Below are 17321 nucleotides of genomic sequence, written 5' to 3'. Positions count from 1 at the left end.
GCCGACAGATCGTGGGACGCGCGCTCGCCTACGCCGTCGACCCCGGCACCGACTCGGACCGACCGGCGTCGGCGCCCACCGCGTGCGGGTCGACGACCTGCGGTGGGGCCGTCTGGTGCGCGGGCCGGACGAAGAAGAAGGTCGCCACGACGCCGATCAGCAGCGCGGCCGCGGGCAGGTAGAGCGACTGCCCCATGGCGGTCGCGAACCCCTCGCGCAGGAACTCCGGCAGCTGCCCGGCCGCACCGTCCTGGGCGTTCTCGGCGTCGACGCCGGGCAGCTCGGCCGCCAGCCGGGTCTGCAGGAGCGCTCCGATCATGGCGGAGCCGAGGACCGAACCGATGACCCGCAGTGTGTTGTAGACACCGGCACCGGCCCCGGCCTGATGCCACGGCAGATTGCGGGTGGCGGTCGCCGCCAGCGGCGCCCAGATACCGGCCGAGGCCACGCCCATCAGGCACAACGGGACGACGATCAGCCAGACCGGGGTCTCCGGGCGGGCGACGAAGCCCAGCCACGCGATGGCGATCGCGTTCAGCAGCAGTGCCGAGGACACGATCGTGCGCGGGTGGACGCGATCGACCACCCGGCCCACGATCGGAGCCAGGACACCGGTCAGCACCGCCATCGGCACCAGGACGACCGCCGACTCCGTCGGCGACATCCCGCCGACGAGCTGGAGGAAGAACGTCAGGGGGATCATCATCGCCGACACGGCGAAGCCCATCGACGCGATGCCGATGGTCGACAGCGAGAAGTTGCGGTCGCGGAACAGCGACAACGGGACCAGGGGCTCGGTGCGGATGCGGGACTGCCAGTAGACGAAGACTCCCAGGACGACGACCCCGCCGACGATGAGCAGCCAGATCCAGGTGTCCCAGTCGAAGGTCTCCCCCTCCTGGATGCCGAATACCAACGCGGACAAACCCACCGCGGACAGGCCGACCCCGATCCAGTCGAACTGGTGGTCGTTGGTGCTGACCCGCGGGACGAGAACGGCCGCGAGGACGAGACCGGCGAGGCCGACGGGCAGGTTGATGAAGAAGATCCACTCCCAGCCGAACGCGTCGGTCAGCACGCCTCCCAGCAGCGGACCGACGAGGGTCGCCACGCCGGCGACCGTGCCCCACACCCCCATTGCCGCGCCACGCTTCTCGGCCGGGAAGATGCGGGTGATCAGCGCCATCGTCTGCGGGGTGATGAGGGCGGCGCCGACACCCTGCAGACCGCGGGCCGCGATCAGCTCACCGATCGACGACGACAGGCCGCACCAGAGGCTGGCCGCGGTGAAGACCGCGAGACCGAGCTGGTACATCGTCTTGGGGCCGAACTTGTCGCCCAGGCGACCGGTGATCAGCAGCGGCACCGCGTAGGTGAGCAGGTACGCACTGGTGACCCAGACGACGCCGTTGACGTTCGTGTCGAGGTCGGCCTGGATACGCGGCTGGGCCACGGCCACGATCGTCATGTCGACGAGGATCATGAAGAAGCCCACGCAGAGCGCCAGCATCGCGGCCCACGGGCGGGCGGTGACCATCTCGTCGGTGCCCGCGTTCTGGCCGCGGGCGGCGTCGCTCGACTGCATTTCCTCGATGCTAGTGGTGTGTCTCGGAAAGAGGTGGCCGGTCTCCGGTGGAGCGATCGGTGAGCTGGCAAGGCGGAGGAGGGAGCGATAGCGGAGCTATCTCGACCGACGACAACGCAGCCAGGCGCCGATCGAACGCCGGAGACCAGTCGCCTGTTTCCGAGACACACCACTCACCCTGTCCGATTCGTGAACGGCCCGCGCGATCACGGGTTTCGCGGCAGCTCGGGGCGGGATATCGCTCCGGATCATTACTGTGGAGCCCATGAGCACAGAGTCCGAGCAGAGCACCGCGTCCGAGGGCGAACAGGGTTCGTACGTGATGACCGGCGAGGAGTTCGTCCGGGACACGAAGTACATCGAGACCCGCATCACCGCCGACGGCCGGGACGGCTATCCGGTGGAGGCCGGCCGGTACCGGCTCGTCGCAGCCAGGGCCTGCCCGTGGGCCAACCGGACCCTCATCGTGCGGCGGCTACTCGGCCTCGAGGACGCCATCTCGCTCGGGCTGTGCGGTCCCACGCACGACAAGAACTCGTGGACCTTCGACCTCGACCCCGGCGGGGTGGACCCGGTCCTGCAGATCCCGCGACTCAAGGACGCCTACGAGAAGCGGATCCCCGGCTACCCGAAGGGGATCACCGTGCCGGCGATGGTCGACGTGCCGACCGGCGAGGTCGTCACCAACGACTTCCCGCAGATCACCATCGACTTCTCGCTGGAATGGACCGCCTTCCATCGCGACGGCGCGCCGGAGCTCTACCCGGAGCGTCTGCGCGACGAGATCGACGAGGTCAGCCACGGCATCTACACGGAGGTCAACAACGGCGTCTACCGCTGCGGATTCGCCGGCAGCCAGGAAGCCTACGACGCGGCGTACGACCGGTTGTTCACCAAACTCGACGAGTTGTCCGAGCGGTTGTCGACGCAGCGTTACCTGGTCGGCGACACCATCACCGAGGCCGACGTCCGGCTCTTCACCACCCTGGCGCGCTTCGACGCGGTGTATCACGGCCACTTCAAGTGCAATCGGAGCAAGTTGAGCGAGATGCCGGTGCTGTGGGCCTATGCCCGGGACCTGTTCCAGACGCCCGGCTTCGGCGACACCACCGACTTCACCCAGATCAAACAGCACTACTACATCGTCCACACCGACGTGAATCCCACGCAGATCGTGCCGAAGGGCCCGGACCTCCGCGGCTGGCTCACCGCACACCATCGCGACGACCTGGGCGGTCGCCCGTTCGGTGACGGCACACCCCCCGGTCCCCCACCACCGGCCGAGGTCGTGCCCGCAGCGGACTGGGTACCGACGGAACGAGCGGCGGCCGAATGAAAGACAAGGCGTCACAGGGACTTTCGGCAGACCACGGCCGTACGCCCCCCGGCAAGGCCGTCGAGGTGACCGGCGGAATCCTGGACCGGGCACAGCGACTGCAGGCACCCGCGGTGAAGAAGTACGTCGATTCACTGCGGCGGAAGTACCCCGACGACTCACCCGCGCAGATCATCGAGCGGCTCGAGAAGCGTTATCTGAACGCGGTCACCGGTTCCGGCGGCGCCGTCGGCGCGGCGGCCGCGGTGCCCGGTGTCGGCACGATGACCGCGTTCGGGGCGATGACCGGGGACACGGCGTTCTTCCTCGAGGCGTCGGCCCTGCTCGCGCTGTCGATCGCCGAGGTGCACGGCATCCCGGTGCACGAGTCCGAGCGTCGCAAGGCCCTGGTCATGACCGTCGCGCTGGGCGAAGAGGGTGTGCTGGCCCTCGGTCGCGTGGTCGGCACCGGAGGCGGTGCGCTGCGCCGACTCGGTGGAGCCGCCCTGCCATCCGGTGCGATCACCAAACTGAACAAGACCCTGGTGAACAAACTCGTCAAGAAGTACGCGATCCGCCGGGCGCCGCTGATCTTCGGCAAGCTCATGCCCGCCGGTATCGGTGCGGTCATCGGTGGTGTGGGGAGTCGCGCCCTCGGCCGGAAGGTCGTCCACAACGCGCGCGAGGCGTTCGGGCCGGCACCCCGGACGTGGGTCATCGACGTCGACTTCAGTGAGGCACCCACCCCGGATCCGCTCCCACCCGGTTCGTGGTGACCGCGGCGGCCGCACCGTCCCCGCAGTCGGCAGCCACGCCCGGCTGGATCCGCCGGCTCGTCGGCGAGTCCTGGCGATACCGACGCGTCGCTGTCGTCACGATGATCTTCACCCTGGTCGCCGTCGGGGTGGACGTGCTGATGCCGCTGCTGACCAAGGCCGCGATCGACCACGCCACCGGCGTCGTCGACGACGGCCTCTCGCTACAGACCGTGATCGTCGCGCTGGTCGTCTTCGCCGTCGTCCGTTACGCCTGCCATCTCGGCCGGCGGGTGTTCGCGGGACGGCTCGCGGTGAACGTGCAGAACACGCTGCGACTCCGACTCCTCGACACCCTGCTGCACCTCGACGGCCGCAGCCAGCACCAGATCCGCACCGGACAGATCGTGTCCCGCTCGATCTCCGACATCCAGGTCGTCCAGAGTCTGCTGGCCATGGCGCCACTGTCGTTGGGCGCCGCGGTGCAGATGGTCGTGGCCCTGGCCATCATGGCGTACCTGTCGCCGCTCCTGACCGGGGTGGCGTTGCTGATCGCCCCGCTCATCGCCCTCGAGGTGTGGCGTACCCGGCGTCGGCTGTTCGCGGCGACGTGGTCGGCGCAGCAGGCCGCCGCCGACGTCGCCCAGCACGTGGAGGAGACCGTCACCGGCGTGCGGGTCGTGAAGGGTTTCGGCCAGGAGGAACGCGCGGTCGACGACCTCGTCACCCGGTGCCGGACGGTGTTCGCTCGCCGGCTCCGCGCCGCCCGGATCAATGCTCGATTCGCCCCGACCCTGGCCGCCATCCCGCAGCTGGGCATGGTCGGGGTAATCGTCGTGGGCGGCTACCTCACGATGACCGGCGCGATCACGGCCGGCACCTTCGTCGCGTTCAGCACGTACGTCGCCACCATGACCGGCATCGCCCGACTGCTGACGAACCTGATCGTCAACGCCCAGCTGGCGCGGGCGGCCGTCGAACGCGTCTACGACGTCATCGACCATCCCCACGATCCGGGCGACACCGCGACCGGCACGCTGCCCGACGGCCCCCTGGGCGTCGAACTGGACGGTGTGGGGTTCGCCCACCACACCCACGACGCCGACGACCCGCCCGCCGTGCTGTCCGGTATCGACCTGCGGATCGAGCCGGGCGAATGTGTGGCGATCGTGGGTCCGCCCGGTTCCGGCAAGTCGACCATCGCCGACCTGGTCAGCCGGTTCGAACGACCCGACATCGGAACGATCTCGCTGCTCGGCGCCAGCACCGGTGACGAGCCGTCCCGGTACCGGATCGACGACCTCGCGCCCGAGGCGCTCCACCGTGCCGTCGCCGTCGTGTTCGACGAGCCGTTCCTGTTCTCCGACACCATCACCGCGAACATCGCGATGGGCCCGGCAGCCGCCGGGGCCGACGCCGCCGACCGGGTTCGGGCGGCAGCCGCCGCGGCCGACGCCGCGGAATTCGTCGAGGCGCTCCCCGACGGATACGACACCGTCATCGGCGAACGCGGGCTCACTCTGTCGGGCGGGCAGCGTCAGCGAATCGCCCTGGCCCGCGCCCTGTTCGCCGACCCCCGCATCCTCGTGCTCGACGACGCGACGTCCGCAGTGGACGCCACCACCGAGGCGCGCATCCTGGGCGGGCTCCGCGACCGCCGCGCCACGATGCTGGTCCTCGCCCATCGACGTTCGACGCTCGTCCTCGCCGATCGCGTCGCGGTGCTCGACGACGGCCGGATCACCGCGCTGGGGACGCTCGCCGAACTCGAGGCGACCTCACCGCGCTTCCGCGAGCTGATGTCGAGCACCACGCAACCGGCGCCCGATGGCGTCCACGACGACATCCCCGGCGCGGCCCCGGTCGCCGACACCGCGCCACCGCTGCGCGGACCGGGCCCGACCGAGATCGAGAGCCTGTGGCCCGAAGTTGCTTCCGACTCGATCGACGTCGCGGCCCGGACCTCTCCGGCGATGGGGGCGGGCTCACGGACCGGTCGCGGCGGCGGCGTGGCCAGCGCTCTCGGTTCGATGCCGGCCACCCCCCGGCTCCAGGCCTCGGTGGACGCGCTCCCGCCTGCGGTCGAGCGGCCAGAGGTCGACGTCGCCGCCGCCCGACGCGAGAACCCGGTCTTCACCCTGCGCGGACTCCTCGCGCCGGTCCGGTGGCTGCTCGCCGCCGCACTGCTCGCCATCGCCATCGACACGCTCGTCGGCCTGGCCTTCCCGAGCATCGCCCGGGCGGTCATCGACTCGACCGGACACACCGAGGGGTCGACCCTGATGTGGGCCGCGGTCGGCGGCGTCGTACTGGTCGGAGTCGGCTGGGTCGCCGCGTCGTCGATGGCGATCACCTCGACCAGGGCCGGCGAACGGGTGCTGTTCGGACTGCGGATCCGCAGTTATGCCCACATCCAGCGCCTCGGACTCGACTACTACGAGCGCGAGCTGTCGGGCCGGATCATGACCCGGATGACGACCGACATCGACGCCTTGTCGACGTTCCTGCAAACCGGACTGACCTCGGCGATCGTGGCGGTGCTGACGCTCGTCGGCGTCGGTGTCGCGCTCCTGATCACCGGCCCGCTGCTCGGACTCCTGGTGCTGCCCGTCTTCCCCCTCCTGATCGCCGCGACGGTCGTCTTCCGCCGCGTCGCAAGCCGCGCCTACACGCGCTCGCGCGAACTGATCAGCGTCGTCAATGCGGACTTCCAGGAGAACATCGCCGGCATCAAGACCACGCAGACCTACCTGCGCACCGACGACGCCCAGGCCCGGTTCGCGCGTCGCTCCGGAGAATGGGTCGAGGCCCGGATGGTCTCGCAGCGGGCGATCGCCTCGTACTTCCCGCTCATCCAGCTCATGTCCGACATCGCGACCGCGATCGCGCTGGGCGTCGGCGCCGGGCAGGTGGCGTCGGGTTCGCTCTCGGCGGGCACACTCGTCGCCTTCGTCCTCTACCTGACGATGCTGTTCGGTCCGGTGCAACAGCTCTCGCAGGTCTTCGACGGCTACCAGCAGGCGGCCGTGGGGCTCCGCCGGATCGGCGACCTGCTGCGCACGCCGAGTTCGCTGCGCACCTCGGCGAGAGCCGAGTCCCCGCCACACGGCGGGTTCGACGGCGTCGTCGACTTCGACCGGGTCGGATTCCGCTACCAGGGTTCGACGACGGATGCGCTGTCCGCCGTCGACCTGCACATCCCGGCCGGGTCGTCGCTCGCCCTGGTCGGCCGGACGGGTGCCGGCAAGTCGACGATCGTCAAGCTGCTGGCGCGCTTCTACGATCCGACCACCGGACGGGTACTTGTCGACGGCACCGACATCGGTGACTACGAACTCGCCGGATATCGGCGGCGGCTCGGCCTCGTCCCGCAGGAGCCGCACCTGTTCACCGGCACCGTCGCCGAGAACATCGCCTACGGCCGGCCCGACGCCGATCGGGCCGCGATCGTCGACGCCGCCGCCGCGGTCGGCGCACTGCGCATGATCACCGCCCTGCCCGGCCGGATGAACCATCCCATCGGGGAACGCGGCCAGGGGCTGAGCTCGGGCCAGCGCCAACTCATCGCACTGGCCCGGGCCGAACTCGTCGAGCCCGATCTGCTGCTGCTCGACGAGGCGACCGCGACCCTCGACCAGGCCACCGAGGCGCAGGTCCTCGCCGCCGGACGGGCGGTGACCCGGCACCGCACGTCGGTGATCGTCGCCCACCGACTGGCCACGGCCGCCCGCGCAGACACCATCGCGGTGGTGGACGGCGGACGGATCGTCGAACTCGGAACACACGAGGAGCTGCTCGCGTTGGGACAGAGGTACCGCGGCTTCTGGGATGCCGGTGTCGATCCCGACGAGCCGGCGGTGCCCCGCCCCGACTCACCCGCTCCGACCAGCGCACGGAGGGCCGCCACGGCGGTCACGCGGGCCACCTCGGAACTGACTCCGTAGTAACAGGTCGGTAGGTGTGAGCGAGTCGACGACGCGTAGCATCGTCAGGTGGTTCACCGATAGTCTCCACAAGAGACGACGCGTGGCAGAGAACCCGGCACCTTCAGGGAATTGAGGCGAGATACCGCTGTGAGCAGCAGTTCGATTTCAGACTTCGGACAGAACACGTGGCTGGTCGAGGAAATGTACCAGCAATACCAAGAAGACCCGAACTCGGTCGACCCGAGTTGGCACGAACTACTGAAGAACTACGAACCCGGCGACAACGGTGGCTCCGCCCCGGCCGCCGCTCCGCCCTCGAATTCCGCAAAGCCCACTGCCGCAAAGACTTCGGCCACCACAGCGGCCACCTCGTCCTCCTCCTCGACCACGAGTGCGTCGACCAACGGGTCGGCACGCAACACCTCCGCGCCGGCCACCGAGACCACGCCGCGCAAGCAGGTCACCCTGGATCAGACCCCGGCGCGCACGGCACCGCGCAAACCCACCCCCGCCAAGGAGTCGACCGCCACGAAGGCGGCGTCGGGGCACAGCGTCGCCAGCCGCGACGGGTCGGCCCGCTCGCAGCCCAAGCCCGAGGCGGGCAAGACCGCCGCGCCCGAGGCCCAGAAGTCCGGGTCCGCGAAGTCGGACGCACAGAAGTCCGAGAGCGCCGACGGCAACAAGGTCCTGCGCGGTCCCGCCGCGGCCATCGCGAAGAACATGGCGCTGTCGTTGGAGATCCCGACGGCCACCAGCGTCCGTGCGGTGCCCGCCAAGGCGATGATCGACAACCGGATCGTCGTCAACAACCACCTCGCGCGGACCCGAGGCGGCAAGATCAGCTTCACCCACATCCTGGGTTACGCGATCGTGCAGGCCATCAAGGCGTTCCCGAACATGAACCGGCACTTCGCCGAGATCGACGGCAAGCCGAACGTCGTCACACCCGCGCACACCAACCTCGGCCTGGCCATCGACCTGGTCGGCAAGGATGGCAACCGCACCTTGGTCGTCGCCGCGATCAAGGAATGCGAGACGATGGGCTTCGCCGAGTTCTACACGGCGTACCAGGACATCGTCCGTCGCGCCCGCGACGGCAAGCTCGGCGCGGCCGACTTCTCCGGCGTCACCATCTCGCTCACCAACCCGGGCACGATCGGCACCGTGCACTCGGTGCCGCGCCTGATGAAGGGCCAGGGCGCCATCATCGGCGCCGGCGCGATGGAGTACCCGGCGGAGTTCCAGGGCGCGAGCGACGAGCAGATCGCCGAACTCGGCGTCGGCAAGCTGATGACCCTGACGTCGACCTACGATCACCGGATCATCCAGGGCGCGGAGTCGGGCGATTTCCTCCGCACCATCCACGAGCTGCTGATCGACGACGCCTTCTACGACGAGATCTTCACCGCGTTCCACGTGCCCTACGAGCCGATCCGCTGGCGTCGCGACCTGCCCGCCGGCCTCGTCGACAAGAGCACCCGCGTCCTCGAGCTGATCGCGGCCTACCGCAGCCGCGGCCACCTGATGGCCGACATCGATCCCCTCATGATGGACAGCGATGCGCGCAGCAGCCATCCGGATCTGGACATCCAGAACTACGGGCTGACGCTGTGGGATCTCGACCGCAGCTTCAAGGTCGGCGGGTTCCACGGCCAGGAGAAGATGAAGCTGCGGGACGTTCTGTCGATCCTGCGCGACGCGTACTGCCGGCACGTCGGTGTCGAGTACACCCACATACTCGAGCCCGAGCAGCAGAAGTGGCTGCAGGAGCGCGTCGAGATCAAGCACGTCAAGCCGCCGGTCGGTGAGCAGAAGTACATCCTGAGCAAGCTCAACGCCGCCGAGGCGTTCGAGACGTTCCTGCAGACCAAGTACGTCGGGCAGAAGCGCTTCTCGCTCGAGGGCGCCGAGTCGGTCATCCCGATGATGGACGCGGTGATCGACCAGAGCGCCGAGCACAGCCTCTCCGAGGTGGTCATCGGCATGCCGCACCGCGGCCGTCTGAACGTGCTCGCCAACATCGTCGGCAAGCCGTACTCGAAGATCTTCACCGAGTTCGAGGGCAACCTGAACCCGTCGCAGGCGCACGGATCGGGCGACGTGAAGTACCACCTCGGCGCCGAGGGCAAGTACTACCAGATGTTCGGCGACAACGAGATCAACGTGTCGCTGACCGCCAACCCCAGCCACCTCGAGGCAGTCGACCCGGTGCTGGAGGGTCTGGTCCGCGCCAAGCAGGACCTCATGGACGAGGACGATCGCTTCCCGATCCTCCCGCTCATGCTGCACGGCGACGCGGCGTTCGCCGGTCAGGGTGTGGTCGCCGAGACGCTCAACATGGCGATGCTGCCCGGTTACCGCACCGGCGGCACCGTACACATCGTGGTGAACAACCAGGTCGGCTTCACCACCGCACCGGAACACTCGCGCTCGACCGAGTACTGCACCGACGTGGCGAAGATGATCGGCGCACCGATCTTCCACGTCAACAGCGACGACCCCGAGGCCTGCGTCTGGGCCGCGAAGCTCGCCGTCGACTACCGCCAGGCGTTCCACAAGGACGTCGTCATCGACCTCGTGTGCTTCCGCCGCCGCGGACACAACGAGGGCGATGACCCGTCGATGACGCAGCCGGCGATGTACGAGGTGATCGACACCAAGCGCGGCGTCCGCAAGAGCTACACCGAAGCCCTCATCGGCCGCGGTGACATCTCGACCAAGGAGGCCGAGGACGCTCTGCGCGACTACCAGGGACAGCTCGAGCGCGTCTTCAACGAGGTCAAGGAACTCGAGAAGTTCAGTGTCGAGCCGTCGCCCTCGGTCGAGGCCGACCAGACGCTGCCGACGAAGCTGGTGACCGCGGTCGACAGCAAGACGCTCGAGCTCATCGGCGACGCGTTCGTCAACGTGCCCGACGGATTCACCCCGCACCCGCGTGTGAAGCCGGTCCTGGAGCGTCGCGCCGAGGCCGCCCGCAAGGGCAACATCGACTGGGCGTTCGCCGAGCTGCTGGCGTTCGGGTCGCTGGTCATGGAGGGGCGCACCGTGCGTCTGTCCGGCCAGGATTCGCGCCGTGGCACCTTCACCCAGCGCCACTCGGTGCTCATCGACCGCAGCACCGGCTCGGAGTACACCCCCTCAACCACCTGCAGCCCGCAGACGAGGAGAGCAACGGCGGCCGGTTCATGGTCTACGACTCCCCGCTCTCGGAGTTCGCGGTCGTCGGGTTCGAGTACGGCTACTCGGTCGGCAACCCGGACGCCCTCGTGGTGTGGGAAGCGCAGTTCGGCGACTTCGTCAACGGCGCGCAGTCCATCATCGACGAGTTCATCTCGTCGGGTGAGGCCAAGTGGGGCCAGCTCTCCGACGTCGTGCTGCTGCTGCCGCACGGCCACGAGGGACAGGGACCCGACCACACCTCGGGCCGCATCGAACGGTTCCTGCAGCTGTGCGCCGAGGGTTCGATGACGGTGGCCCTGCCGTCGACGCCGGCGAGCTACTTCCACCTGCTGCGCCGCCACGTGCTCGACGGCATCAGCCGTCCGCTCATCGTCTTCACCCCGAAGTCGATGCTGCGCAACAAGGCCGCGGTGAGCCCGGTCGAGGACTTCACCGAGGACAAGTTCCGTTCGGTGATCGACGACCCGCACTTCCTCAAGGACGGCGCGGACCGCAGCAAGGTGAAGCGCGTCCTGTTGGTGAGCGGCAAGCTCTACTACGAACTCGCCGCGCGACGCGACAAGGAGAGGCGCGACGACATCGCGGTCGTGCGCATCGAGCAGCTCTACCCGGTGCCGCACCGCCGCCTGCGCAAGACGCTCGAGCAGTACGGCAACGCGAGTGAGTTCCGGTGGGTCCAGGAAGAGCCCGCGAATCAGGGTCCGTGGCCGTTCCTCGGCCTCTGGCTGCCCGAGGTGCTGCCGGATGTGCTCGGCGGACTGCGCCGGGTCTCGCGCCGCGCGATGTCCGCGCCGTCGTCGGGATCGAGTAAGGTCCACGCGGTGGAGCAGCAGGAGATCCTCGACGAGGCCTTCGGCGAGTAACCTGCCAGACGACGACTGCGGCCACCGACCCGAGAGGGTCGGTGGCCGCAGTCGTCTGAGCGGTCGTGGGTGCCGGTTCTAGGTCAGCCGGGCTTCGCAGATGTCGGCGGCCGCCGCGACGGCCTTGTCGGCGGGCGTCATCCGGCGGGCGAGAGCAGCAGCGGCCGAACGGGTTCCGTCGTCGAACAGGACCGCGAGACCCGCGCGCGCGTCGTCGTCGGTGAAACTCGACAGCCGGACGGCCGCCCCGACGCCCAGGGCACGGACCCGTTCACCCCAGAACGGCTGATCGGCGGTGACCGCGCAGACCAGGGTGGGGAGGCCGGCCCGCAGACTCGCCGCGGTGGTGCCGGCGCCGCCGTGATGGACCGCGGCCGCGCATCGCGGCAGGACCGACGCGTGGTCGACACCCGCGACGTGGAACACGTCCGGGTCGTCGGGATCGACTCCGGTCGGATCTCCCATGGCGATGAGGCAACGAACCCCCTGGGCGCGCGCGGCTGCCCGCCAGCGGGCGATCAGAGCCTGCGGGTCGAGGATCGGCATGCTGCCGAACGTGACGAACAGCGGGGGTTCGCCCGCGTCCAGCCAGGTGGCGAGATCGGTTGCGGTGGCGCTCATCTCGGATATGCCCGCCCGGCTCGCGGCCGGGAGGTCGAAGAACCCGACGATCGGTTTGCGGTCGTCCCACTCCGCCGCGAGGCCCGGGACCAGCTCCGCGTCGTAGGCCTGGATCTGGGGGATCCCGGAGGCGTTCAGCCGCACCGGCAGCGGTCGCCGAGCCCGGTCGAGCCCGAGCCGGCGCCGGAACCGATTCTCGTTCCACCCCGTCGCGGCCCAGGTCAACCGGTCGGCGAGGCGCCAGGAGCGCCGCTTCGAGTCCGGCGACCAGCTGTCGGTGAGTCCCGGTACGGCGCCGAGGAGTCCATTCTCCGACATCGGGCCGTATCTCAGCACGGTCAGCGGGATGCCCAGATGTTCGGCGACCGCCAGCCCGCGGTCCTGGCACAGCGGCGCGACGACGAGGAGGTCGGTGTCGCGCAGCGGCGCCGTACCCGCGATGAAGAGTCGCTCGAGGGCGGCGTCCAGGGCGTCGAATCCGCCGCGGACCGTCCGCAGCGCAAACGCCATCCGCGCCAATGGGTTACGACTGTTGCGCGCCGACCGCGCGTCCTCCGACGACCACGCGGTGTCGGAGTCCAGACCGATCTCGTGGACGTCGCGGACGCCGGTGGCCCGCGCGAGGCCGGCCAGGTTCGGCGGGACGAGGGCGCTCACGCGGTGGCCGCGCACCTGGAGTTCGAGGGCGAGGCAGATACCGGGCTGGATGTCGCCCCGGCTGCCGTACAGAACGATCGCGATGTGTGCCGACGTCACCAGAATCGATGTCCGATCCGCCAGGCGGTCAACTCGTCGGCGATCAGTGTGCGCAGCCGGACGGGATCGCCGAAATCGTCGGGGTCGATGCCGAAGAAGGTGAGCGTGACGGTGTCGCCGTAGGTGACCGCCCAGGCGGCGACCGCCGGGCCGCGTTCGCGCCGCTCCTGGGCGGGCATCCCCTGCATCACCGCGCGGATGGCGAACCGGGACGCGGTGTGACCGCCGATCCGCATCGCCGAGTCGGGCGTGGCCCCGAGATTCGACACGGTGGTGTCGGGTCCGGGGATTCCGCGCATCAACCGACCGATGAGTCGTCTCGGCAGAATGCGCACGATCGGCTGCAGGTTGTCGGCGGCCTGATCGGCCCCGGACTCGGCGTAGTCGACGAAGGCCCGTTTGCTCGATGACCGGATGGCGGTGAGGTCGGTGTCCGGTTCGACGGGGTCGGCAAGGCGGATCCACACCCCGCCCGACGCATTGGCGCGGTTGTCGTGGTCGCCGTCCCGCTTGCTGACCGCGATGCACACCTTCATCGGACCGTCGAGCGGGCGACCCGAACGGTGCACGACACCGGCGAGCAAAGCGGTGAACAGGGAGTTGCCGGTACCGCCGTGCTCGGTGGCGCGCGCGGCCCATTCGGTTGCCGAGACGTCGACCGTCGCCAGCGTCGTGTCCGGCTCGGGCGCGGACCGAGGTCTCGCCGGACGCGTGGTACGCGACGATCCCGGCGCGGATCGGGTGTCGGCGGATCCGGTGTCGGTGCCTCGCGCCGCCCGGGCCTCGCGGATCAGGATTCGCGCTGATCGGGCGGCTGCGCGCACCGACTCGGCGGCGTCGGCGGCGTCGGCGCGGACCGCCTCCCAGGAGTGTCCGCTGACGGGAGCGGGCAGACCGGCGGTGCGGCCCGCCGCGGCGTCGGCCACCAGCCGGTAGAGGCCGTGACCGTCGGTGATCATGTGGGAGGCGAGCAGGGACACCGCCCGCCCGCCGCCGCGGATCCGGGCCGAGTCGAGCTGCCAACCCGTTCCCCGCACGGGATCGAGACGGCTCGCGCGGAGGACGGAGTCGGCCCACTCCCCGACTCCGTCGGCCTCGACGACCGTCACCGGCCCGGGGTGGACCGGCAGCGGCGATCGCACCCAGCGGTGCCGGGCGAACGGGACCCGACGGCGCGACACCGCACGATGCAGCGGCCCGGCCGCGAGTCCGGCGCACAACGACTCGATCGCCGCGTCCCCCGGGTCGTCGTCGAAGACCCAGGTGATCTGGATGGGCGCACCCATCCCGAACAGTTCCGCGACGAGCAGGTACGACTCGTCGGGGCCGGTCACGCGGAGTACCTCGGCGGGACGGGTGTCGGTTGCCGTTGCCGTCACGTGTGCTCCTCAGCTTCACGAGGTGTCATGATCACCAGATCTCATGGGGCAGACCCCAGGCCGTCAGTTCCCGGTCGAGCAGGTCCGCGACCACGGCATCGGAGGGAAAACTCGTCTCGTCGCAACCGAGCACGGTGAAGGTCACCTGATCACGGGTGCGGACCAGCCACGACTGGACGCCGTCACCGAAGCGTTGGCCGACCGAGGCGTCGACGCCCTGAGCCATGCCGCGGAATGCGACCTTCCGCGCCGACCGCCCGCCGAGCACCGTCGCCTCCGGGGGGATGTCGCCGAGGTTGGAGATCACCGCGTCGGGGATCCCGTTGCCCGCGCTGACCAGTTTCACGATGACCGCGGGCGGCAGGAACCAGGCCAACGGCCGCAGGTGGATGTGCGGTGCCCGGCGACCCTCCGACAGTCGGACGAAAGCCGCCTTGCACGCCGCCCGGATGCCGCCGAGATCGCCACCGGCGACCGGCTCGTCGGTGAGGTACACCGACACACCGGCGATCGGGTTGGACCGGGTGTCCGCCTCGCTCTCACGACGGTCGACGGGGACCCCGACCTTGATCGGATTCGGCAGCGGCGCATGGCCACTGGAACGCAGCAGGCCGCTGACCACCGCGATGAACAGCGTGTTCGCGGTGCCGTCGTGGTCGGCGGCGACCCGGTCGAAGTCCGTCGCGGGGACCGTCGCGGTCGCCCAGGTGAAGTCGGCGGCCGGCGACCGTTCGGCGATCGGCGCGCGGACCGGACGCGGGTCGGGTTCGGGGCCACCGGCCTTGCGCTGCTCGAGTGCCGCCCGCACGAGCCCGGCGAGGACCGCGCCGGCCTGCGACCCGGCGTCGGCGAGGTCGCCGATCCGCTGCCGCCGCCACGAGACCGGCGGACGCGTCGTCGCCGCCGGATCGGCCCCGGACGCCCGGTCCGCGTCGCGAGCCAGAGGCACCTCCGACGCCGAGGCGGCCTCTGCGGCCGCCGCGAGCATGCCGCGACCGTCGGTGACGACGTGCAGGGCGCAGAGGGACACCACCGTTCCACCCGACGCGGTGGGCGCCGACCGCAGGCGCCAGCACCGTCCACCCTCGGCGTCGAGGGGAACCGAGGACATCTCGGCGGTCGCCCAGTCGTCGATCTCCGTCTCCGGCACCGGTCGGCTGTCGGCGGCCAGCCCGGGTGCGTCGGGCGCGGCAACCCACCGCGGGCGGGCTCCGACGACATCCGGTACGACGAGCATGCGGTTGAGGCGGCCCCGCGCGAAGGCGGCGTTCATCGCGGTCAGCGTCTCGATCGAGACCTCCTCGTCGAACACCCACACGAGCTGGAGCACCACCGACCAGCCGAGTGCCGGCGTGACGAACCAGAACGGGGCGTCCTCGGAGGTCAGACGCTCGCCTCGGATCGCCGCCCGCTCATCGCGGAGCCGGGCTGCGAGGCCACGCAGACCCGGCGCCCGCCCGGCGTCGGGTTGTTCGGCCATGGGCGACTTCGTCGTCGTCATACGTCCACCTTCGTTGTGCTTTGACTGTGTGGTCCCTGTAGGAGCCGTGGCCCCGTGCTCGAGCTTGTCACCGAACGCTCGATCTCGCGCACGGCGTCCCCGAGCGCCACATCCTCGGCCACCAGGGCGTCGCGGAGCCGTCCGGACCGCTCGGCGGCTGCGGGATCGAGCATCGACGCGACGGCGTCGGTCAACCGGTCCACGTCCAGGTCCTGTCCCGCGCGGGCCATCGGCATCGCCACGCCGACCCCCAGGCGTTCGAGTTCGGCGCCCCAGAACGGCTGATCCGCGCCGTACCAGCAGACGACCGACGGCCGGCCCGCGCGCAGAACGGCCGCCGTGGTTCCGGCGCCGCCGTGGTGGACCACCACCGCGCATCGGCCGAAGACCGTGCGGTGATCGACCTGGGACTCGATCCGCACCGCCCTGGATGCGATCTCGGCCCGAACCTCCGCGTCCAGCTCGGTCCAGCCGGCGCACACCAGGACGCGTCGACCGAGCCGCCGACCGAGTTCGGTGACGACGCGCAAGGTGGCAGCCTCCCCCGCAGCGGCATGCTCCCGAATCCGACATAGATCGGGGCGTCCCCGGCGTCGAGCCAGGACGCGAGCGCATCGGAGCCGGTGACGGGATGGTCTGCCGGCGATCCGAGAAAACCGACCGTCGGACGACGACGAACCTCGGAGTCGGCGGTCCACCTGCGTTCGTGCTCCACGCCGAACATCGGGTCGTAGGCCTGCAACTCGAGGCCGGGCGCTGCCCGCAGTCGGGCGGCGTAGGACGCCGACGACCCGGGCGACCCGAGGTGCATGCGCAGCCGGCGCTCACGCCGTCGGGTGAGGACGGCGAACGCGGCGTCGTAGGCGGCCCATTGCGTCCGGACGGCACGCGGTCCGCCCGGGAGGTGACCGGGCACCGGTGCGACCCGACTGTTACGCCGCACCGGCGCGTGATGAAGGGAGATCAGGGGGACGCCGGCGGACTCGGCGAAGGCGAGAGCGGGCTGTTCGGTGATCAATCCCGTGACGATGACATCGGCACCGTCGACGACCTCGGCCATGTCGGAGACGAGCTGGTCCCACCCGGCGTTCCGAAGCGACAGCAGCACGCGCAGCCGCCGCAGCGGATGACGGCCGGCCTGCTTCCGGGCTCGCGCCACCGACTCGAGGTGGGCCCGGGTGTCCAACCCGAGACGCACGACCTCGAGCCCGGCGATGCCGTCTGCCCAGTCCAGAGCCGCCCCGATCATGTTGGGCGGCAACCCGAGACGGACGTCGTGTCCGCGCCGGGCGAGCGCGCGGGCCAGCACCGTCGCCGGCTGGACGTCCCCGCGGGTTCCGTTGATCACGAACGAGATCCTCATGCCGACCGCCCGGTGATCCCGGCCCCCGGCCGGGTGGTGATCCCGGTCTCCGGACGCGGGCCGCGGTGGCCGACCGT

The 17321-nt window shown here is 70.2% G+C and carries 8 protein-coding genes and 2 pseudogenes; 4 read left to right on the top strand and 6 right to left on the bottom strand.

What is annotated here, in order from left to right; genetic code table 11:
* Nucleotides 1-28 precede the first annotated feature (28 nt).
* Nucleotides 29-1585 carry an MFS transporter gene (locus tag MVF96_RS09280; protein WP_247451901.1) on the bottom strand — a complete coding sequence of 519 codons (1557 nt, stop codon included), beginning with the start codon at nt 1583-1585 and terminating at the stop codon, nt 29-31.
* A gap of 265 nt (nt 1586-1850) precedes the next feature.
* On the opposite strand from MVF96_RS09280, the gene MVF96_RS09275 reads away from it, so the two are divergent.
* The 4 genes and pseudogenes from MVF96_RS09275 (at nt 1851) to MVF96_RS09260 (ending at nt 11624) form a co-directional block, all read left to right on the top strand.
* The gene (locus tag MVF96_RS09275; RefSeq protein WP_058252737.1) at nt 1851-2921 is read left to right on the top strand and encodes a glutathione S-transferase family protein; all 1071 of its coding nucleotides are present in this window, start codon (nt 1851-1853) and stop codon (nt 2919-2921) included.
* Nucleotides 2918-3676, top strand: a complete 759-nt coding sequence (locus tag MVF96_RS09270; protein WP_058252736.1) for a hypothetical protein — start codon at nt 2918-2920, stop codon at nt 3674-3676. Before MVF96_RS09275 ends, MVF96_RS09270 begins: the two co-directional genes overlap by 4 nt.
* Nucleotides 3670-7599: an ABC transporter ATP-binding protein gene (locus tag MVF96_RS09265; protein WP_247451900.1), complete on the top strand. Its 3930-nt coding sequence runs from the start codon at nt 3670-3672 to the stop codon at nt 7597-7599. The genes MVF96_RS09270 and MVF96_RS09265 overlap by 7 nt, the downstream gene beginning before the upstream one ends.
* 183 nt (nt 7600-7782) lie before the next feature.
* Nucleotides 7783-11624: pseudogene (locus MVF96_RS09260) on the top strand (multifunctional oxoglutarate decarboxylase/oxoglutarate dehydrogenase thiamine pyrophosphate-binding subunit/dihydrolipoyllysine-residue succinyltransferase subunit).
* Nucleotides 11625-11702: 78 nt separating this feature from the next.
* On the opposite strand, the gene MVF96_RS09255 reads toward MVF96_RS09260, so the two are convergent.
* From MVF96_RS09255 to MVF96_RS24550, 5 genes and pseudogenes are all read right to left on the bottom strand, one after another.
* Nucleotides 11703-13001 (bottom strand): glycosyltransferase, encoded by a 1299-nt coding sequence (locus MVF96_RS09255; RefSeq protein ID WP_247451899.1) that lies wholly within the window; start codon nt 12999-13001, stop codon nt 11703-11705.
* Nucleotides 12998-14380, bottom strand: a complete 1383-nt coding sequence (locus tag MVF96_RS09250) for a hypothetical protein (protein WP_247451898.1) — start codon at nt 14378-14380, stop codon at nt 12998-13000. The genes MVF96_RS09255 and MVF96_RS09250 overlap by 4 nt, the downstream gene beginning before the upstream one ends.
* A gap of 31 nt (nt 14381-14411) precedes the next feature.
* The gene (locus MVF96_RS09245) at nt 14412-15881 is read right to left on the bottom strand and encodes a hypothetical protein (protein ID WP_247451897.1); all 1470 of its coding nucleotides are present in this window, start codon (nt 15879-15881) and stop codon (nt 14412-14414) included.
* Entirely contained in the window at nt 15878-16249 is a 372-nt protein-coding gene (locus tag MVF96_RS24555; protein ID WP_418930443.1) for a glycosyltransferase, read from the bottom strand. Before MVF96_RS24555 ends, MVF96_RS09245 begins: the two co-directional genes overlap by 4 nt.
* Before the next feature lie 926 nt (nt 16250-17175).
* A pseudogene (locus MVF96_RS24550) lies at nt 17176-17244 on the bottom strand (hypothetical protein); the annotation flags it as partial.
* Nucleotides 17245-17321: the final 77 nt, after the last annotated feature.

This window comes from Gordonia hongkongensis (genome assembly GCF_023078355.1).
Lineage (GTDB): Bacteria > Actinomycetota > Actinomycetes > Mycobacteriales > Mycobacteriaceae > Gordonia > Gordonia hongkongensis.
Note: the sequence above shows the minus strand (reverse complement) of the source record. Positions and strands in the feature narration are given on the sequence as shown.